Source organism: Micromonospora sp. WMMA1976 (assembly GCF_027497335.1).
Taxonomy (GTDB): Bacteria; Actinomycetota; Actinomycetes; order Mycobacteriales; family Micromonosporaceae; genus Micromonospora; species Micromonospora aurantiaca.
This window is the reverse complement of record NZ_CP114912.1, coordinates 3,646,988-3,666,920: the sequence shown is the minus strand read 5'-3', so window position 1 is coordinate 3,666,920 and position 19,933 is coordinate 3,646,988. Positions and strand designations below refer to the sequence as shown.

13 protein-coding genes are annotated in these 19,933 nt (G+C 75.2%); 7 read left to right on the top strand and 6 right to left on the bottom strand.

The genetic code is table 11. The features are described 5' to 3' along the window. Positions 1 to 5 precede the first annotated feature (5 nt). On the top strand, positions 6 to 2,780 hold the full coding sequence (locus O7546_RS17015; RefSeq protein WP_281599373.1) for a LuxR family transcriptional regulator: 2,775 nt from the start codon (positions 6 to 8) through the stop codon (positions 2,778 to 2,780). Here the strand turns inward: O7546_RS17015 and O7546_RS17010 are convergent. From O7546_RS17010 to O7546_RS16995, 4 genes are all read right to left on the bottom strand, one after another. After that, positions 2,708 to 3,928, bottom strand: coding sequence for an MFS transporter (locus O7546_RS17010; protein WP_194799078.1), 1,221 nt, complete (start codon positions 3,926 to 3,928; stop codon positions 2,708 to 2,710). The two genes, O7546_RS17015 and O7546_RS17010, sit on opposite strands and share 73 nt — an antisense overlap. A 79-nt stretch (positions 3,929 to 4,007) precedes the next feature. Continuing rightward, entirely contained in the window at positions 4,008 to 4,481 is a 474-nt protein-coding gene (locus O7546_RS17005; RefSeq protein ID WP_194799079.1) for a hypothetical protein, read from the bottom strand. A gap of 34 nt (positions 4,482 to 4,515) precedes the next feature. After that, positions 4,516 to 4,704 (bottom strand): hypothetical protein, encoded by a 189-nt coding sequence (locus O7546_RS17000; RefSeq protein WP_013286843.1) that lies wholly within the window; start codon positions 4,702 to 4,704, stop codon positions 4,516 to 4,518. Positions 4,705 to 4,745: 41 nt separating this feature from the next. Further along, complete coding sequence (locus O7546_RS16995; protein WP_269697177.1) at positions 4,746 to 5,558, bottom strand: hypothetical protein; 813 nt, start codon at positions 5,556 to 5,558, stop codon at positions 4,746 to 4,748. A gap of 109 nt (positions 5,559 to 5,667) precedes the next feature. Between O7546_RS16995 and O7546_RS16990 the strand changes: the two genes are divergently transcribed. Then, complete coding sequence (locus O7546_RS16990; protein WP_194799080.1) at positions 5,668 to 8,328, top strand: cation-transporting P-type ATPase; 2,661 nt, start codon at positions 5,668 to 5,670, stop codon at positions 8,326 to 8,328. Between the two features lie 33 nt (positions 8,329 to 8,361). After that, positions 8,362 to 9,243 (top strand): universal stress protein, encoded by an 882-nt coding sequence (locus O7546_RS16985; RefSeq protein WP_281599367.1) that lies wholly within the window; start codon positions 8,362 to 8,364, stop codon positions 9,241 to 9,243. A gap of 75 nt (positions 9,244 to 9,318) precedes the next feature. Here O7546_RS16985 and O7546_RS16980 read toward each other — a convergent pair whose 3' ends face one another. After that, a complete protein-coding gene (locus O7546_RS16980) occupies positions 9,319 to 9,618 on the bottom strand; it encodes an STAS domain-containing protein (protein WP_194799081.1) in 300 nt (99 codons plus the stop codon). Next, positions 9,615 to 13,760 (bottom strand): SpoIIE family protein phosphatase, encoded by a 4,146-nt coding sequence (locus tag O7546_RS16975; RefSeq protein ID WP_194799082.1) that lies wholly within the window; start codon positions 13,758 to 13,760, stop codon positions 9,615 to 9,617. Before O7546_RS16975 ends, O7546_RS16980 begins: the two co-directional genes overlap by 4 nt. Positions 13,761 to 14,053: 293 nt before the next feature. Here O7546_RS16975 and rph point away from each other — a divergent pair, with 293 nt between their 5' ends. From rph to O7546_RS16955, 4 genes are all read left to right on the top strand, one after another. Then, positions 14,054 to 16,672 carry a rifamycin-inactivating phosphotransferase gene (gene rph, locus O7546_RS16970; protein WP_281599363.1) on the top strand — a complete coding sequence of 873 codons (2,619 nt, stop codon included), beginning with the start codon at positions 14,054 to 14,056 and terminating at the stop codon, positions 16,670 to 16,672. A 48-nt stretch (positions 16,673 to 16,720) separates the two neighbouring features. Continuing rightward, positions 16,721 to 17,089: a MerR family transcriptional regulator gene (locus tag O7546_RS16965; RefSeq protein WP_269697174.1), complete on the top strand. Its 369-nt coding sequence runs from the start codon at positions 16,721 to 16,723 to the stop codon at positions 17,087 to 17,089. A gap of 42 nt (positions 17,090 to 17,131) precedes the next feature. Continuing rightward, positions 17,132 to 18,226: a 12-oxophytodienoate reductase gene (locus tag O7546_RS16960; RefSeq protein ID WP_194799084.1), complete on the top strand. Its 1,095-nt coding sequence runs from the start codon at positions 17,132 to 17,134 to the stop codon at positions 18,224 to 18,226. Positions 18,227 to 18,396: 170 nt separating this feature from the next. Beyond that, positions 18,397 to 19,749, top strand: coding sequence for an endo-1,4-beta-xylanase (locus O7546_RS16955; protein ID WP_194799085.1), 1,353 nt, complete (start codon positions 18,397 to 18,399; stop codon positions 19,747 to 19,749). Positions 19,750 to 19,933 lie beyond the last annotated feature (184 nt).

Here is a 19,933-nt window from a genome sequence, read left to right as displayed (position 1 = left end):
CGGTCATGGGCAGCGGTCCGGCGCCGGCCGGTGCCGTCGGCACGGCCACGGACACCGGTGAGGACGCCCTGCTCGGGCGCGCCGACGAGTGCCGGCGGCTCGGCGCGCTGCTGGCCGACGCGGTCGACGGTCACGGCGGTGCCCTGGTGCTGCGCGGCGCGGCGGGCGTGGGCAAGACGGCGCTGCTGGAGCACTGTGCCGCCCGGTCCACCGGGATGCGGGTGCTGCGCGCCACCGGCGCCCCGTTCGAGGCGGAGCTGCCGTTCTCCGCGCTGCACCAACTGGCGCGCCCGCTGCTGCACCGCCTCGGCGATCTGCCCGCTCAGCAGGCCGACGCGCTGCGTACCGTCTTCGCCATCGGCGGCGGTTCCGGTCCGGTCAACCGGCTCGCCGCGTACGTGGCGACGCTGAGCCTGCTCACGACGGCGGCCGAGGACACGCCGGTGCTCTGCCTGGTCGACGACGCGCACTGGATCGACCCGGCCTCGGCGGAGGCGTTGCTGTTCACCGCCCGGCGCCTGCTCGCGGACCGGGTCGCCGTCGTCTTCGCGGCCCGCGACGCCCCCGCGTTCCCCGCGCCCGGCCTGCCGGAGCTGCCGCTGACCGGTCTGGCACGGGACGACGCGATCCGGCTCGCCATGCGCGCCGGCCTGGACCGCCGGGTCGCCGCCGACCTGGCCGCGGCCACCGCCGGCAACCCGCTCGCGCTGACCGAACTGCCGGCGACGCTGTCCGACGAGCACCGCAACGGATGGCTGCCGCTGCGGGAGCCTCTCGTGCTCGTCGACCGCATCGAGATGACCGTCCTGGCGCACGCCCGCGGGCTGCCCGACGACACCTGGCGTCCGCTCGTCGCCTGTGCGGTCACCGAGGCCACCACCCCGGCGCTGCTGGAGCGGATCCTGGCGGCGGACGGGCTGCGCCTGGGCGTGCTGGACCCGGCGGTCGACGCCGGGCTGATCCGGGTGACCGACCGCGAGGTGACGTTCCGCCACCCGCTGACCCGCGCCGCGGTCCACTCGGTCGCCGGCCCCGGCCGGCGGCGGGCCGCCCACCTGGCGGTGGCCGCCGCGCTCACCGGCGACGACACCGCCGACCGCCGGGCCTGGCATCTCGCGGCCGCCACCACCGTGCCCGACGAGGGCGTCGCCGCGTTGCTGGCCGGCTCCGCCGAGCGGGCGCAACGCCGGGGCGGCGTGGTGGCCGAGGCCCGCGCGTACGAGCGGTCCGCCCGTCTGACCCCCGACCCGGACGTACGCGCGTCCCGGCTCGCCGCCGCGTCCCGCGCCTGGGCCAACGCCGGCGCGAGCCGGCACGCCGTCACTCTGGGCGAGGAGGCGATCGGGCTGACCCGGCGCGCCGACCTGCGCTGCCGGGTCAAGCCGTTGCTCGCCCACCTGGCGCAGCAGCACGGTGACATGGCGGGCGCCGAGGCGTACGTGGCAGACGCGCAGGCGTACGCGCAAGCGGATCCGCTCGGCGCGGCCCGGCTGATGAGCGCCCGCGTCAACCAGTTCTGGGCGCGGCTGGACGTCACCGGCATGGTGCCGCTGTGCGCGCGGGTGGCCGAGCTGGCCGCCGCTGATACGGGCGCGACCTGGCCGAAGGGGCCGATCCGGCTGGCCGCGGCGCAGGTGCTGGCCGGGCTGCCCGAGGGGGTCGCGTCGGCCCGTACCCTGCTCGCCGCCTGCGCCGGCCACGCCGACGGATCGGCGGCGGAGCTGGCCGAGGTGTTCTGCTGGATCGGGGACCACGACACCGCGCGGGCGCTGCTGGAACCGGAGATCGACCGGGCCCGCGCCGCCGACGACGTGTTCCTGCTGGCGTACGCCCTGCCCCGGCTCGCCGGGCTGGAGTGGCGCACCGGCCGGCTGCACGCGGCGTACCAGGCCGCCGCCGAGGCGGTCCGGATCGCCGAGCAGGTGGCGCTTCCGGTGCTGCGGGCGGAGGCGCTGGCCGCGCTGGCCCTGGTGGAGGCGCTGCTCGGCGAGGAGCCGGAGGCGCTCGCGCACGTCGGCGACGCCCGCCGGCTCCTGCCGGGCGAGTTCCGGGAGATCGAGGTCCGGCTCCGATACGCCACCGGGATCGTGGCGGTGGTGGGGGCGCGCTGGGACGACGCCGTGACCGAGCTGGAACGGGTCCGCCGGGCCCAGCGCGACGGCGGCATCGCCGAACCGGGGTGGCTGCCCGTCGCGGCCGAGCTGGCCGAGGCGTACGCGCACCTGTCCGACCCGCAGCGGTCGGTGCGGCGGTTGCGCGACCTGGCCGGTACGGGTGGTGCCGCCGCCCGGGCCGCCGCCGCGCGCGTCGAGGGCCTGCTCGCCGGCGAACCGGACCTGGACGAGGTCTTCGCGGCGGCGCTGGCCCGGTGCGATCCCGCCGTCGTCCCGCTGGAACGGGCCCGGACGCTGCTCAGCTACGGGCAGCGGCTGCGCCGGGCACGGCGCCGCCGGGACGCGCGGGTCCAGTTGCACGCCGCGCTGCGGTTGTTCGAGGCGCTCGGTGCGCAGGGCTGGGCGCGGCGGTGCCGCACCGAGATCGACGCCACCGGCCGGCGGCCGCCCGAACCCGGCGACCGGACCGTCGACCGGCTGACCGGCCAGGAACGCCTGATCGCCCTGCACGTGGCGGAGGGCCTGACGAACCGGGAGATCGCGGCCCGGGTCTTCCTGTCACCGAAGACCGTCGAGTACCACCTCGGCAACGTCTACCGGAAGCTTCGGCTGCGCTCCCGGCCGGAGCTGATCCGCCACCTGTCCGGCCCGCCGGCCGCGGGCTGACGACCCGGCCGGACGGCCGCCGCCAGTGCCGCGGCCAGGCACGCCACGGCGGCGAGCACCAGCGGCGGCCGGCCGCCGGCCGCGACCGCCGCCGACCCGAGCGGGATGGCCAGCGTGATCGGGCCGAACATCGCGGTGTTCGCGGTCCCGGCGACCCGTCCGAGGATCGCCTGCGGCGTGTACGTCTGCACGGCGGTGACCGCCGCGACGAGCGTCCACGGCAGACCGACGCCGATCACCACCGAGGCGGCCACGGTGCCCGGCCACCAGGGCAGGCAGCGCCCGAGACAGCCGACCGCGAACAGGACCGTGCCGGCGGCACCGACCGCGATCTCGCCGTGGCGGCGGACCAGCCGGCCGACCACCAGCCCGGCGAGCAGCGATCCGGCACCCTGGGCGCCGGCGAGCACACCGAGAAAGGTGGACGGCAGCCCGAGGCCGGTGACCACCACGTCGTACAGCGCCGCGGTGGTGAAGCCGGACATCGCGATGGACACCGCCGCGAGCGCCACGGGTACGCGTACCGCCCGCCGGGCCAGCAGCGCGGCGAGCCCGTCCCGAACCCCCGCCGGGCGGGCGGCCGGGGGAGCGGGGACGGTCCGCGTCAGGCGTAACGCGCCGTACAGCACGGCCACGAGCACCGGTACGACGGCGGCGAGCACCGCGACGACGTGCCCGCCCCGCCACGCGTACAGGCCCGCCCCGGCCAGCGGCGCCACCAGCTTCACGCCCTCCTGCGCGCTCGACCGCCAGCCGTTGACGTCGGCCAGCCGGGCCGGAGGGAGCGCGGCGGGCAGCAGCGCGGTCTCGCCGGCGTCGACGAGCACGTAGCCGATCCCGTAGGCGAGCGAGACCGCGTAGATCAGCCACGCCTCGCCGGGCCCCCGTACCGCCAGCAGGCTCAGCAGCGCGGCGGCGAGCGCCAGGTTGACGCCGATCACCAGCGGACGCCGGGGCACCCGGTCGAGCAGGCCGCCGAGCCACGGGCCGGCCAGCGTCGGGGCGTAGACGCAGAGCCCGGCCAGCGCGGCGAGCCCGGTCGAGCCGGTCAGGTCCAGGATCCAGATGCCGCAGACCAGGGCCATGGCGCTGCCGCCGAGACCGGACAGCAGCGAGACGGCCACGAACAGGACGGCGTTGCGACGCATGGATCCCCCGAGAGATTGAGTCTGGTGGACTCACATCCTCCGGAGTTGAGCCGCCAAGAGGCAATGCCTCGGGCGTACGTCAATGCGACGTTGACAGTGCGGCGACGATGCGCCGGGCGGCGTCGCATGCCGGTGCGGGCAGCCGCCTCCCGGCCCCGGCCAGGTCGTCGGCGAGATGCGCGGCCAGCGTGTGCAGCGGCCCGGCGCCGGCGTCCAGCGCGAGCGCGCAGGTGCGGCGCGTCAACGCCGCACTGGGGAAACGGCCGTCCCACGCGCGGTCCGCCTCGATCCAGCGGTGCAGGTCGGTGACCGCCGCCCGCAGCACGGGCAGGTCGGGGGCACCGGCCGGATCGAGCCGGGACAGGCGGGCCCGCCGGGCCGCGACGAGGCGTTGCCGGCGCTGCTCGGCGGCCTGCCGGCTGCCCAGGCCCAGCGCCCGCGCGATCTCGGCCCAGGTGGCGCCGCCGTGCCGGGCCCGGTCGATCAGGTCCAGCTCGCGGTCGTCCAGCCGGACCCGGGCCGCGGCGATCTCGGACAGGTGGTCCAGGGTCACCTGTCAACGCTACATTGACACCCGCCTCGGCACGTCAGTCCTCCGGCACGCCCGGGCCCACCTCGCCGCGTGCCAGACGCTCGGCGTTGCGGTCGGCCTCGCTCTCCGCGTTCTCCGCCCCGGCACCCGGGTCCCGGGTACGCCGCCCCTCGGCGTCCTGGAACACCTGCCCGCGCTCGAGCGCGCCCTCCTGCTGCCGCTGGAACTGCTCCGGATCAGTCATGACCGTCAGGTGCCCCGGCGACCACGCGGCAAACCGGTACGTCAGCGCGGCGGTGCCACGTAGAGGGCGGTCTTGCAGCCGGTCTCGCCCGGCTCCAGCCAGATCCGGTCGTACCCGGGGGATTCGATCTTCCCGGCCGGCGTGCGGACGAGCAGAAGGCAGTCCCGTTCGGCCGGTACGCCGACGGCGGCGACGAGCGCGCCCTCGTGCACCGTCGTGTCGACGGTGATCCAGTCCTGCGGGAAGGCCGCCCGCACCGCGTCCGCCAGCGTCTCCGCGGTGGCGGTGCGCAGCACGGCGGTGAGTCGCTGCCGCCCGTCCTCGGGCACCTTCGGCACCGGCGCGGCGGTGGGCGGCGAGGGAGCGGGGCCGCTCGGACAGTCGATCTCGTGGTACGTCGTGTAGCGGTAGAGCTCGAACTCGTAGCGGTAGCAGCGCACGGCCTCACCGGCGCTGTTGCTCGCGCCACCGATCGACACCGGCGGCTGCTCCGGCACCGTCACCACGAACCGCACGTCGACTGTGGCCCGCTCGTTCCCGGAGGTGCGCCCGGACCAGGCCAGCGCCTCCCGCCGGACTGTCACACCACCGCCGGACGCGGCGTCGGTCGGCTCCTGGACGATCTCGGCCGCCGCGATCGACCCGGCGTCCCGCGCCCGGTTGCGGTGCCCCAGCTCCGTGTTGAGCTGCTTCGCCTCCGCCGCCGCGGCGTCGCGCGCCAGCGCGTCGCCGTTCTCCTCCCCGATCCCCCTCCCGCACCCGGCCGACGCGAGGAGGAGCACCGCGAGCGTCCACCGGAGCCACCGGTGACGGGACGGAGGTGTCGGCCCGGTGGCGGCGCGTGTCCGGTTCACCGAGCGGACGTTACCGGCGCGCCGGGCGCCGCGCTGCCCCGTACGCGGGGGCCGTTGGTCCCGGATCCGACAGGCCCTCGGCCCTGCGATCCGTGCCCGCCCGCGCGGCATGCTGGGATTGCCCGGCGCGGGCGGCGACGACATGGAGGACGATGTGGTGATCAACGGCGGGCCGGCGACAGCGACGACGCCCACCGAGATCTCTCCGGCCCCCGCGACCGGGCTCGGCTCGGCCGAGGCGGCCGCCCGGCTGCGCGCCGACGGCCCGAACACCGTTGCCGCCCCGCGCAAACGCGGGCTGGCCGGCCGGGTGTTCCGCCAGCTCACCGACCCGCTGGTGGCGCTGCTGCTCGCCGCCGCCGTGGTGACCACGCTGCTGCGCGACTACCCGGACACCGCCGTGATCGTGCTGGTAGTCCTGATCAACACGGCGATCGGCGTGGTGCAGGAGGTACGCGCCGACCGGGCCGTCGCCGCGCTGGACCGGCTCGCCGCACCGACCGCGCGTGTGGTCCGCGACGGCCGTGACCTCGTGCTGCCCGCCGCCGACCTGGTGCGCGGCGACCTGGTCCGGCTGGAGGCGGGCGACGTGGTGCCCGCCGACCTCGATCTCACCGACGCGGTACGCCTCAGCCTGGACGAGTCGGCGCTGACCGGCGAGTCGGTGCCGGTGGCCCGGGTCGCGGGGGAGGAGGCCAGCGCCGGCACCGTGGTCACCACCGGCCGCGCCACCGGAACCGTGGCGCGCACCGGCGCGGCGAGCGCGCTGGGCCGGATCAGCGCCCTGGTCGCGGCGACCCGGCCGGCGCCCACCCCGCTGCAACGACGCCTGTCCTCGCTCGGCCGCGTGCTCGGCCTGACCGCCGTGGTGCTCTCCGGGCTGGTCTTCGCCATCGGCGTGCTCGACGGGCGGCCGGTCACGCAGATGGCCGTCACCGCCGTCAGCCTCGTGGTGGCGGCCGTACCGGAGTCGCTGCCCGCCGTCGTCACGCTGGCGCTCGCCCTGGGGGCGCGCCGGATGGCCGGTAGCCGCGCCATCCCCCGCCGGCTGCACGCGGTGGAGACCCTCGGCTCGGTCACCGTGATCGCCTCCGACAAGACCGGCACGCTCACCGAGGGCCGGATGGCGGTGCAGTACGCGGTCGTCCCCGGCCGCGACCGCTACGCCGTCACCGGCACCGGCTACGCGCCCGACGGCGAGGTGCACCACCGGGGCGAGCCGGTGAGCGCCCCCGACGAGCTGCGTGCCCTCGCCCGCGCCGGGCTGCTCTGCAACGACGCCACTGTGACGCCGCCGACCGACGAGCGGCCCGAGTGGACGGCGATCGGTGACCCGCTGGAGGCCGCGCTCGTCACGTTCGGCGCCCGCTGCGGCCTGGACCCGGACACCACCCGGGACGCCTGGCCCCGCGTCGCGGAGGCCCCGTTCGACCAGGACCTGCGCCGGATGACCACCGTGCACCGCCGCTGCGACGGGCGCTACCTGGTGGTCTGCAAGGGCGCGCCGGAGAACCTGCTGGCCGCGCCGCTGGTGGACGCCGACGCCGCGGAACTGGCCGAGCTGACCGACGCCGCGCACCGGCTCGCCACCGAAGGGCTGCGCGTGCTGGCGGTGGCCTCCGCGGTGGTCGACACCCTGCCCGACCCGGCCCGGCCGACCGGCCTGCGCCCGCTGGGCCTGGTCGCGGTCGGCGACCCGCTGCGCGCCGCTGCGCCCGGCATCGCCGCGGGCTTCGAGGAGGCCGGCATCCGGCTGGTCCTCATCACTGGCGACCACCCGGCGACCGCTGCCGCCATCGGCGGACGGCTCGGGCTCTGGCGCGACGGCGACCCGCTCGCCAACGGCGACGACGGCGACCCGGGCGGCGCCCACCCCGAGACCCGGGTGTACGCGCGGACCCAGCCGGAACAGAAGCTCGACATCATCGCCGGCCTCCAGAACCGGGGGCATGTGGTGGCGATGACCGGCGACGGCGTCAACGACGCCCCGGCGCTGCGCCGCGCGGACATCGGCGTGGCGATGGGCGGCGGCACCGAGGTGGCCCGGCAGGCCTCCGATCTGGTGCTCGTCGACGACGACCTGACCACCGTGGCGACCGCCATCGGCGAGGGCCGCCGGATCTACGACAACATCCGCCGCTTCCTGCGCTACGCGCTCGCCGGTGGCGTGGCCGAGATCGCGGTGATGCTGCTCGGCCCGTTGTTCGGCCTGCCGGTGCCGCTGCTGCCGGCGCAGATCCTCTGGATCAACCTGCTCACCCACGGCGTCCCCGGGGTGGCGCTCGGCGCGGAGCCGGCCGAGCCGGGCACGCTGCGCCGGCCGCCCCGCTCGCCGCAGGAGTCGGTGCTCGGCGCCGGCCTGGGCCGGGACGTGCTGGTCACCGGCGGGCTGATCGCCGCGGCGACGCTGGGCGCGGGGGTGTGGGCCGCGGCGGCCGACCGGCCGTGGCAGTCGGTGGTGTTCGTGGTGCTCGGCCTGGCCCAGCTCGGCGTGGCGCTGGCGGTCCGCGCGATCCGTACCCCGGGCTCGCGCGAGCGCAACCTCGCGCTGCCGGTGGCGGTGGCGATCTCCGCTGTGCTTCAGGTCGCGGGCGTGCTGCTGCCGCCGCTGCGCGAGCTGCTCGGCACGTCCCCGCTCAGCGCGCTCGACCTGCTCGCCTGCGCCGCGATCGGCGTACTGCCGGGGCTGGTGCTGCGGCTGACCCGCCGTTTCCGCGGGACCAACGGCCCGCACGCCGTGACCCCGGACCCTGCCGGGCCGGCCGCCTGACCGGCAGGCTGAGCACGAGTGAAGGAGGACGACATGACGATCCACTCGCAGGCCCCCGTCGTGGTGGGCGTGGACGGCTCCGCCGCCTCGCTGGACGCGGTCCGGGTGGCCGCCCGCGAGGTTGCCGACCGCAACCGGCCGCTGCAGGTCGTCCACGCGTTCATCTGGCCGCTGACCCGCGCGCCGCTCACCCCGGCCCCGGGCGCGCCCGCCGGCGCCGGCCTGCGCAACCAGGCCGAACGGGTCGTCGCCGAGGCGGTCGCCGAGGCCGGCAAGGTCGCCCCGGACGTCCCGGTCACCGGCGTGGTGGTCGACGGCGCACCGGCTGCGGTGCTGGTCGCCGAGTCCCGCGAGGCGGCGCTGATCGTGCTCGGCCACCGGGGCCTGGGCGGGTTCGCCGGCCTGCTGATCGGCTCGGTCACGCTCCAGGTGTCGGCCCGCGCACACTGCCCGGTGCTGGTGACGCGCGGCGAGGCGCGCGCCGATGGCCCGGTCGTGGTCGGCGTGGACGGCTCCGAGCTGTCCACCGCGGCGGTCGGGTACGCGTACGAGGAGGCCGCCCGCCGGGGCGCGTCGCTGATCGTGGTGCACGCCTGGCTGTACCCCACCCCGATCGGCCCCGGCGACATCCTGCCGCTGGTGTACGACCCGGAGGCGCTCGCCGAGGAGTCCCGGCGCGTCCTCGCCGAGTCGATCGCCGGCTGGGCCGAGCGTTACCCGGACGTGCCGGTACGGCAGCGGTCGCTGCGCGGCGCCCCGGCCCGGGTGCTCGTGGAGGAGTCGAAGGACGCCCAGCTCGTGGTGGTCGGCGCGCACGGCCGGGGCGCGCTGGGCGGGCTGTTGCTCGGCTCGGTAAGCCACGCGGTGCTGCACCACGCCCACTCGCCGCTGGTGATCGTCCGCAACGGCGCCTGACCCCGCGGCAGCGCCCGGCCAGGCGACAGGGCCGACGGCGCCCGGCCCGCGAGAGCGCCTGACGCCGCTGCGGCGTCAGGCGCTGCGGACCGTGGTGAGGTCGGCCAGCCCGGAGATGGTCAGCAGCGGCTCCAGCAGCGGGCCGGCGATCAGCGTGATCCGGTCGGCGTGCGGGAACAGCGCGGCCAGCCCGGCGCTGTCCAGGTACTCCACCTTCGTGAGGTCCACGACCAGGGGTTCGCCGTCGGGGCGTACGGCGTCGGCCAGCGCGTCGGCGAAGGTGGACGCGTTGCTCATGTCGATCTCACCGACGGCGGCCAGGACGCGGACGCCGTCCGGGCTGTCGCTCGTGGTCAGAGTCAGGGACGTGCTCATGGCGTGATCCTCGCCTGCATGTCGACGGTGGTGCCGGTGGCCCCCGGGGTGACGCTGATGCTGTCCATCAGCGCGCGCATGAGCACGAGTCCCCGGCCGCGGTGCGGGTCGGGAGGCTGGTCCCGGTCGCGCCAGTGGCCGCTGTCGGTGACGCTCAGGCGCAGCGCGCCGGCGGTGGCGGCGGCGCGCAGCCGGATCCGTCCGCCCGGGTTGTCGCGGTGCCCGTGCTCGATCGCGTTGGCGCACGCCTCCCCGGCCGCCACCAGGATGTTGTACGCGTGACCCGGGGCCAGCCCGCAACGGTCCAGCCATCCCCGCAGCGCGGTGCGGACCTCGGCCAGGCGCGTCGACTCGGCGGGGAACTCCAGTTCCAGCGGCCCGGGGTGACGGTAGAGCAGCAGGGCCACGTCGTCGTGGTAGCCCCCGTCCGGGGTGAGCCGGTCCATGATCTCGGTCGCCAGCACCTCGACCGGCGCGTGGTGGCCCTGCTGGATGGCGTCGGTGGCGCGGGCGATGCCGGCGGTGATCGGCTGACGGCGGCGTTCCACCAGGCCGTCGGTGTAGAGCATCAGGGTGGCGCGCGGCGGCACCGACGTCTCCGCCTCCGGACGTTCCTGCCCGAGGCGTACGGCCAGCGGCCGGGACCGGCCGTGCTGCAGCAGCTCGGGAGTGCCGTCGGCGCGGACCACGATGGCCGGCGGGTGACCGGCGCTGGAGTAGCGCATCAGGCCGGTGGCCGGGTCGAGCACACCACAGAAGACGGTGGCGCAGGACGCGCCCGGCAGCAGCGCGGCGAACCGGTCCAGCGCCACGAGCGTGCGGGCCGGGCTCGGGTCCTGCAACAGCAGCGCGCGGCAGGCGCTGCGCAGCTGACCCATCACCGTCGCGGCCTGAAGGCCGTGTCCCACGCAGTCGCCGACCACGATGCCGATGCGCCCGTCCGGCAGTTCCACGGTGTCGTACCAGTCGCCGCCGACCTTGAGCGGCATCGCGGCGGGGGAGTACCGCACCGCGAAACCGGCGGGGAGCTGCGCCGGGCCGAGGATGGCCCGTTGCAGGGCCAGCGCGGTCTCCCGCTGCTGGTCGATCTGGTGCACCCGGTGCAGGCCCTGACCGATGTGGCCGGCCAGCAGCGCCAGCAGCGTCTGGTCCTGCTCGGTGAAGGGCCGCTTCTCGCCCAGGTCGATCCAGAGCGCCATGGTGCCGTGCGGGTGCTCGACGGCGATGCCGGCGCCGTGCGTACGCGTCGCCACCGGCGTCAGCAGCGGGGTGTCCCGCAGCGCGAGCAGCGCCTGCCGGCGCTCCGGCGGCAGCGTGTCCCACCGTGCCGCCGGGTCGGTGGCGGTCACCTCGGGGGCGGGCAGGTCGCCGAAGACGGCGGTGAGCACGCCGGAGGCGCGCCACAGCTTGCGCAGCTCGTCCAGCACCCCGAGCAGCGCGTCGGTGAGATCGTCGGCCTCCGACAGTCGCATGCTGAGACCGGCCAGGGCGGTCTCCCGCTGCACCGCGTAGTGCTCGGCGGTGACGTCGCGGAACGTGCCGACGATCATCCGGCGGCCGCTGTCCGGGTCGTCGACCTGGTTGAACGCGGCCGAGATCCAGATCCGGTGCCCGTCGCGGTGGGTCACCGGCACGGTGTACGTGCCACGGGTCTGCCCCACGAGCGTCGAGAACGCCTCCGCCACCTGGCGGTGCGCCTCGGGCTCGGCCTCCCGGTCCGGCCACCACGGGTGCACCGCCGGATAGGGCAGCCCTTCGGTTCCGTACCCGAGGATGCCGGTGAACGCCGCGTTGATCTCGACGACCGCGCCGTCCTCGTCGCAGACGAAGAACGCCTCCTGCAACGAGTCGACGAGCGCGGTACGCCAGCGGGCGTGGTGGTTGCGCAGCCGGGCCAGTTCCACGTTCGCGCGGACGCGGGCCAGTAGTTCGGCGGCCGGGAACGGCTTGACCAGGTAGTCGTCGGCGCCTGCTTCCAGCCCTTCGATCGAGGCCTCCTGACCGGCGCGGGCGGACAGCAGCAGCACTGGGGTGCCGGCCGTCCGCTGGTCGGCGCGCAGCGCGGCGACCAGTTGCAGGCCGTCGAGCCGGGGCATCATCACGTCGCTGACCACCAGGTCGGGAGTGTGCGCGCGGGCTGCGTCCAGCGCGGCCCGCCCGTCGGCGACCGCGTGCACCTCGTGCCCGGCCGAGCGCAGCAGCCGGGTGAGGTACTCCCGCATGTCGGCGTTGTCGTCGGCCACCAGGATGCGGGCCGGTGCCCCGCCGCGCAGTGGCTGGAGTGTTCCGCCGGCCGGGTCGTCCCCGCCGACGGCGCCGTCCGGTTCGGCCGGCAGCCAGCGCAGCGCCTCCTGCACGAACGGTTCGGCGGACGCCGGTGTCCGGTCGGTGCCCGCCGGGGCGAGCGCGTCGGCGGGCAGGTGCGCGGTGCCGAACGGCAGCCGGATCGTGAAGGTGGTGCCCCGGCCCACCGTGCTGTGCGCGTCGATGTCACCGCTGTGCAGCGTGACCAGCTCCTTGACCAGGGCGAGGCCGATGCCGCTGCCCTCGTCGGAACGGGAGCGGGCGTTCTCGATGCGGTGGAACCGCTCGAACAGGCGCGGCATCTCGTCGGCGGGTACGCCGATGCCCGTGTCGGAGATCCGCAGCACGGCCGCGTCGCCCTCGCCGCGCAGCTCCACCCGGATGGTGCCGTCGAAGGTGAACTTCAGCGCGTTGCTGAGCAGGTTCAGCACCACCTTCTCCCACATGCCGAGGTCCAGGTGTACCGGCTCGGGCAGGGGCGGGCAGTCGACCTCGAAGGACAGGCCGGCCCGTTCGATCGCCGACCGGAAGACGCTGGCCAGGTCGGCGGTCACCGCGGCCAGGTCCACCGGCTCGTAGCGGGCCTGCATCCGCCCGGCCTCGATCCGGGAGAAGTCGAGCAGGCTGTTCACCAGCTTGCCCAGGCGCAGGCCGTTGCGGCGGATCACGTCCAGCTCGGCCCGGACCCGCTCGTCGGCGTCCGGCAACCGGCTGCGCAGCTCGTCCAGCGGTCCCATGATCAAGGTCAGCGGGGTGCGGAACTCGTGGCTGATGTTGGAGAAGAACGCGGTCTTCGCGCGGTCCAGCTCGGCGAGCTCCTCGGCCCGCCGCTGCTGCGCCTGGTAGCTGCGGGCGCTGGCGATGCCGGTGGCCAGATGCCCCGCGGTCAGCTCCACGAAGCCGCGGTACCCGTCGTCCAGCGCCCGGTAGCGGTTCAGCCCGGCGACCAGGAACCCGTACGGCGCACCGCCCTGCTGGCGCAGCGGCACCAGCAGCGCCTCGGCCGGCGCGGCGGGCCAGACGCCCGTCGGCAGGTCCGCGAAGGCCGGGCCGTCGAGCGTGACCCGCACCGACTCGCCCTCGCCGACGGCGCCGGCCGGCCACGGGGCGGCCGGGTCATCGAGCGACAGCGTGGCCGGGGCCGCCGGGTGCCCGTCCGGCAGGCCGGTCGCCTCCACCAGCCGGGCCCCGCCGTCGTCGTACAGGTAGGTGAGGGTGAACGGCAGGTCCTGCGGGTTGCGGGCCAGCTGGCGGCTGACGAACGCGAGTGTCTCCTGCTCGGTGCGGATGACGCTCGGGTCCGAGCCGAGGTCGCGCAGCGTCGCCATCCGCCGCTCGCCGATGACCCGCTCGGTGTCCTCGCTGACCACGCAGAGCATTCCGACCAGTCCGCCGTCGTCGGCGCGCAGCGGGCTGTAGGAGAACGTGTGGTAGGTCTCCTCGCGGTAGCCGGCGCGTTCCAGGAACAGCAGCAGCCCTTCGTCCCAGGTCGCCTCGCCGGTGCGCAGCACGGTGTCGACGCGGGGGCCGATGTCGTCCCAGATCTCCGCCCACACCTCGTTCGCCGGCAGCCCCAGCGCCCACGGGTACTTGCGGCCGAGCGTGTCCCGCCGGTAGGCGGCGTTGCAGAAGAAGGTGAGCTGCGGCCCCCAGGCCATCCACATCGGGAACCGGGAGGACAGCAGGATCCGCACCGCGGTCCGCAGGCTCTGCGGCCAGGTGTCCGGCGGGCCCAGTGGGTGCGCCGACCAGTCGATCCGCGCCAGGTCCGGCCCGATCTCACCGTCGACGGCGAAGACGTCGGCACGCGTACGCGGGTCGGTGTCAGCGCCGCTCATCGCCCGAGTCTCCCCCACCCCGTCCGGTCCCGCTCGTCCGGGCCGCGTCGCGGCCTCGTGGTCGCTTCTTGCCCCGTCGCGCCCCCGGCACTCCACCCGGGGCGGGGAGATCTGACTCACGCGACGGCAGCGGGTCAGGGCAAGGGTTGGTGGTGCGGAAAAACTAAAGGCAAGGAGACACCTCTCCTCGCCACTATCAACGTATATCGCACCCCGGGTCTTGCCGCAAGGCCCCGGTGATGCCGCAGAATCATCGGCCGATGCGGGTCGAGCTGCGAAAACGGGGGCACGGCATGACCGGACGGTACGTGTGGCAACTGCACGAGGTGGACGAGACGCGGATCGCCGCGGTGGGGGGCAAGGGTGCGCACCTGGGGGCGCTGACGCGGCTCGGCGGGGTGCGCGTACCTCCGGGTTTCTGCGTCACCACCGATGCGTTCCGGCTGGCCGTGGCGCGGACGCCGGCGCTGGCCGGCCCGCTGGAGCGGCTCGCCCGCGCGGACGCGGACGACCCGGCGGCGATCCGCGCGGCCGCCGCCGAGGTCCGTCGCGCGGTCGAGCGGGCCCCGCTGCCGGGCGAGGTCGCGGCGGCGGTCACCGCCGCGCTGGCCGGGCTCGGCACGGAGGCCGCGTACGCCGTGCGGTCGAGTGCGACAGCCGAGGACCTGCCGGACGCCTCGTTCGCCGGCCAGCAGGACACCTACCTCAACGTGGTCGGCACGGCCGAGGTGCTGCGGCACGTCAGCCGCTGCTGGGCTTCGCTGTTCACCGACCGTGCCGTGACCTACCGGCGGCGCCACGGCATCGACGACCGCGCCGTGGAGATGGCGGTGGTGGTGCAGCGGATGGTCGTCCCGGACGCGGCGGGGGTCATGTTCACCGCCGACCCGGTCACCGGCGACCGGACGGTGGTGTCGATCGAGGCCGGCTTCGGTCTCGGCGAGGCCCTGGTCTCCGGCCTGGTGAACCCGGACGTGTTCACGGTGCGCGACGGCGTGGTGGCCGGCCGGACGATCGGCGCGAAGGCGCGGGCGGTGCACGCGGCACCCGGCGGCGGCACCCGGGAGACACCGGTCGACCCGGCGCGGCAGGCCCAGCCCGCGCTGACCGGCGCGCAGGCGGTACGCCTCGCCGCGCTGGGCCGGCGGATCGAGGCGCACTTCGGCTGCCCGCAGGACGTCGAGTGGGCAGTGACCGGGGACGACGTCCACATCCTCCAGAGCCGGCCGATCACCACGCTGTTCCCGGTGCCGGCGGCCGCCGCGGACGGGCGGTTCCACGTCTACCTGTCGGTCGGCCACCAGCAGATGATGACCGACGCGATGAGGCCGCTGGGCCTGTCGATGTGGCGGCTCACCGCCATGGCGCCGATGCACGAGGCGGGCGGCCGGCTGTTCGTCGACGCCACGCCGCACCTGTCCACGGCGGCGGGCCGGGCCGCGTTCCTGGGCATGATCGGCCGGGCCGACCCGCTCACCCGGGACGCGCTGGAGACGGTCCTCGCCCGTGACGTCGTACCGGTCGCGCCGGACCCTGCACCGGCCGCGCCGGACCCCGCACCGGCCGGCCCGCCCGCGAGCGGGCCGCCGCCCTCGATCGACACCGACCCGGCGATCGTCACCGCGCTGATCGAGCGCAGCCGGGAGTCGGTCGCCGCCCTGCGCCGCGACATCCGGGGCCGGTCCGGGTCCGGGCTGTTCGACTTCCTGGACGAGGCGTTCGCCGAGCACAAGCGGGTGCTCACCGATCCGGTGAGCGCTCAGGTGATCATGGCCGGGATGCAGGCCACCTGGTGGCTCAACGACAAGCTGGGGGAGTGGCTCGGCGAACGCGACGCCGCCGACACGCTCACGCTGTCCGCGCCCGGCAACGTCACCGCCGAGATGGGCCTGGCGTTGCTCGACGTGGCCGACGTGGTCCGCGCGTACCCCGAGGTGGTGGCGTTCCTGCGGGACGGCGCCGACGACGGGTTCCTGGACGAACTGCCGAAGCTGCCGGGCGGCGTCGAGGCACGCGCGGCCGTCGAGGGCTACCTGGACCGGTACGGCATGCGCTGCGTCGGCGAGATCGACATCACCCGGCCACGGTGGAGCGAGTGCCCGGCCACGCTCGTGCCGCTGATCCTGGACCACGTCCGCACCTTCGCCCCGGGCGCCGCCGCGCGCCGCTTCGCCGACGGCCGGGAGCGGGCGTGGGCGAAGGCCCGGGAGGTGCTCGACCGCCTGCGCGCGCTGCCCGACGGCGAGCGCAAGGCCGCCGAGACGCAGGCGATGATCGACCGGGTACGGACGTTCGCCGGCTACCGGGAGTACCCGAAGTACGACATCGTCAGCCGCTACGCCGTGTACAAGCAGGCGCTCATGGCGGAGGCCGACCGGCTGGCCCGCGCCGGTGTGCTCGCCGGCCCGGAGGACGTCTTCTACCTCACCTTCGACGAGTTCCGGGAGGTCGCGGCCACCGGGCGGGTGGACGCCGGGCTGATCCGCAGGCGCCGGGAGGAGTTCCGGTCGCACCAGGCGCTCACCCCGCCCCGGGTGCTCACCTCGGACGGCGAGGCCCTGAACGGCTCGTACCGGCGCGCCGACGTGCCGCCGGGCGCCCTGGCCGGGCTGGCGGTCTCGGCCGGCGTCGTCGAGGGGCGGGCGCGGGTCGTGACGGACCTGGCCGGTGCCGACCTGGAGCCGGGCGACATCCTCGTCACCGCGCACACCGACCCGAGTTGGACGCCGCTGTTCGTCGCAGTCGCGGGCCTGGTGACGGAGGTGGGCGGCCTGATGACGCACGGCGCGGTGATCGCCCGCGAATACGGCCTGCCCGCGGTGGTGGCGGTGCCGGACGCGACCCGGTTGATCCCCGACGGCGGGCGGATCCGGGTGCACGGCACCGACGGGTACGTCGAGCTGCTGTCCTGACCGGCGCGGCATGCTCGATGATGGAGGTCCGGCGAGCGGGGAGGCGCGATGCGGATCGGGGAGCTGTCGGCGCGTACCGGGGTGAGCGCCCGGTCCATCCGGTACTACGAGCAGCAGGGCCTGCTCGCCGCCCTGCGGACGCCGAGCGGGCAGCGGGTCTTCGCCGATTCGGCGGTGGACCGGGTCCGGCTCATCCAGCGGTTGTTCGACGCCGGGCTGAGCAGCCGCCGGATGGCCGAGCTGCTGCCCTGCGTGACCGATCCGGAGATCCGCACGTCGTGGCTCACCGACCGGCTGCGCGAGGAGCGGGCTCGGATGACCGCCGAGATGGCGCGGCTCGCGCACGCCGTCGCGGTGCTCGACGACGTGGTGTCCGACATGACGGTGACCGAGGACACCCGGGATCCGGCCGCCTGAGCGCTTGCCCTTGACACCGGTGTCAACTCCTAGCGTCGGGTCATGAACGCGACACTGGACACCGCATCGCCGGTGACGCCGCTGCTGGAGCCGGTCACCGTCGCCGGCCTGTCGTTGCCGTCCCGCTTCGTCATGGCGCCGATGACCCGTAACCGCGCGCCGGGCGGCGTGCCGACGCCCGAGATGGCCGACTACTACCGGCGCCGCGCCGCGGCCGGCATCGGCCTGATCGTCACCGAGGGCGTGCTGGTGGACCATCCCAGCGCCGGCCACGAGGACACCGTGCCGCGGATGACCGCCGGCGCGGCCGAGGCCGGCTGGCGGGGCGTGGTCGAGGCGGTGCACGCCGCCGGCGGCCGGATCGCCGCGCAGCTGTGGCACCTGGGCAGCCTGCGTGAGCCGGTGGACGGCCGTCCGGCGTGGACCCCCTCGGGGGTACGCGAGCCGGGCCGCCCGGCGCCGTACGCGATGACCGCCGCCGACGTGGACACCCTGCTCGCGGCGTACGCGGACGCGGCGGGGGTCGCGGTCCGGGCCGGGTTCGACGCGATCGAGATCCACGCCGCGCACGGTTACCTGCTGGACGAGTTCCTGTGGCCGTACACGAACCGCCGGACCGACGCGTTCGGCGGCTCACCGGAGCGGCGGGCGGCGTTCCCGGCGGCGGTGGTGCGCGCGGTCCGCGCGCAGGTCCCGGCGGACCGGCCGGTGATCGTGCGATTCTCCCAGTTCAAGGAGCGCGCGTTCGACGCGCGGATCGCCGAGACCCCGGCCGAGCTGGCGCGAATCCTCGGCGCGTTCGCCGAGGCCGGCGCCGACGTGCTGCACGCCTCGCAGCGCCGCTTCTGGCAGCCCGCGTTCCCCGGCTCGGCGCTGAACCTGGCCGGCTGGGCGAAGCGGCTCACCGGCCTGCCGTCGATCACCGTCGGCTCGGTCGGGCTGCGGCGGGACTTCCTGCGCCCGGACGGCCCGGAGTCGGTGGCGGGCCTGGCCGCGCGGCTGGCGGACGGGGAGTTCGACCTGGTCGCGCTGGGTCGCGCGCTGCTGGGCAACCCGGCCTGGGTGACGCACGCCGCTACCGGCCGGCTGGACGAGATCGTCGACTACCGCAAGGCGCACGAGGACGTCTATCCCTAGGCGGCAGGGGTTGACGCCGGGGGATGTTATCGCTCACAGTCGATGGCAGGGCACGAGCGCCGCAAGGCTCACCGGGCGAGCCGCGCTGGGCGTACCCCGACACCGCCACCGGACGCGGGGTCGGGGATTCGCACCACCACCATCGCGTAACCCCCGGAAGAGGAATCCGCATGAGACGAAAGAGAGCCTTGCTGACCACCGGCATCCTGGCCGGCGCGCTCGCCGCCGGGATGGCCGTGGCCCTGGCGCCGGCCGCGAGCGCCGGCACCACGCTGCGCGCGGCGGCGGCCGAGAAGGGCCGTTACTTCGGCGCCGCGGTCGCCACCAACAAGCTGTCCGACAACACGTACGCCACGGTGCTGAACCGCGAGTTCAACTCCGTGGTGGCCGAGAACGAGATGAAGTGGGACGCCACCGAGCCGCAGCAGGGGCGGTTCAGCTACACCGGTGGCGACCGGCTGGTCAGCCACGCCCGCGCGAACGGCATGTCGGTGCGCGGGCACGCGCTGCTCTGGCACCAGCAGCAGCCGTCGTGGGCGCAGGGCCTGTCCGGCAGCGCGCTGCGCAACGCCGCGATCAACCACGTCACCCAGGTCGCCACCCACTTCCGCGGGCAGATCTACGCCTGGGACGTGGTGAACGAGGCGTTCGCCGACGGCGGCAGCGGCGGGCGCCGCGACTCGAACCTGCAGCGCACCGGCAACGACTGGATCGAGGCCGCGTTCCGGGCCGCCCGCGCCGCCGACCCGGGCGCGAAGCTCTGCTACAACGACTACAACACCGACGGCATCAACGCGAAGTCGACGGGCATCTACAACATGGTCCGCGACTTCAAGTCGCGGGGCGTGCCGATCGACTGCGTCGGCTTCCAGTCGCACCTGGGCACCACGATCCCCGGTGACTACCAGGCCAACCTCCAGCGTTTCGCCGACCTGGGCGTCGAGGTGCAGATCACCGAGCTGGACGTGATGACCGGCGGCAACCAGGCGAACATCTACGCCGCCGTGACCCGCGCCTGCCTGGCGGTGTCGCGCTGCACCGGCATCACGGTGTGGGGCGTGCGGGACTGCGACTCGTGGCGCGGCTCGGACAACGCGCTGCTGTTCGACTGCTCGGGCAACAAGAAGGCGGCGTACAACGCGGTGCTCGACGCGCTGAACGCCGGGGGCAACAACCCGCCGCCGACCACGACGCCGCCGCCGAACAACCCGACCACCCCGCCGCCGGGCCAGGGTGGATGTTCGGCCTCGGTGACGCTGAACTCCTGGACCGGTGGCTTCGTCGCCAACGTGAAGGTGACAGCCGGCTCGTCGGGCACCCGGGGATGGACGGTCAGCATGACGCTGCCGGGCGGCGCGAGCATCACGAACACCTGGAGCGCGACGGCCAGTGGTAACAGCGGCACGGTGCGGTTCACGAACGTGGACTACAACGGCCAGCTCGGCGCCGGCCAGAGCGCCGAGTTCGGGTTCCAAGGCAACGGCAGCGGATCGGGCATGACACCCACCTGCTCCGCGACCTGATCCGGGCCACCGCGGGGGCGGCGCGCGCCGCCCCCGCGGTGCTCCGTCACGCCGTCCCGTCCGACCTGGACCGCCGTCTCTGTTACGAGAAAGAGACATGCGCATTTCGCGCGTTTGGTTGACGGGGCAACTTGTGAGCGTTAACACTCCCCGTGAGGGTTACCTGTGTCACAGGGACCGCCAC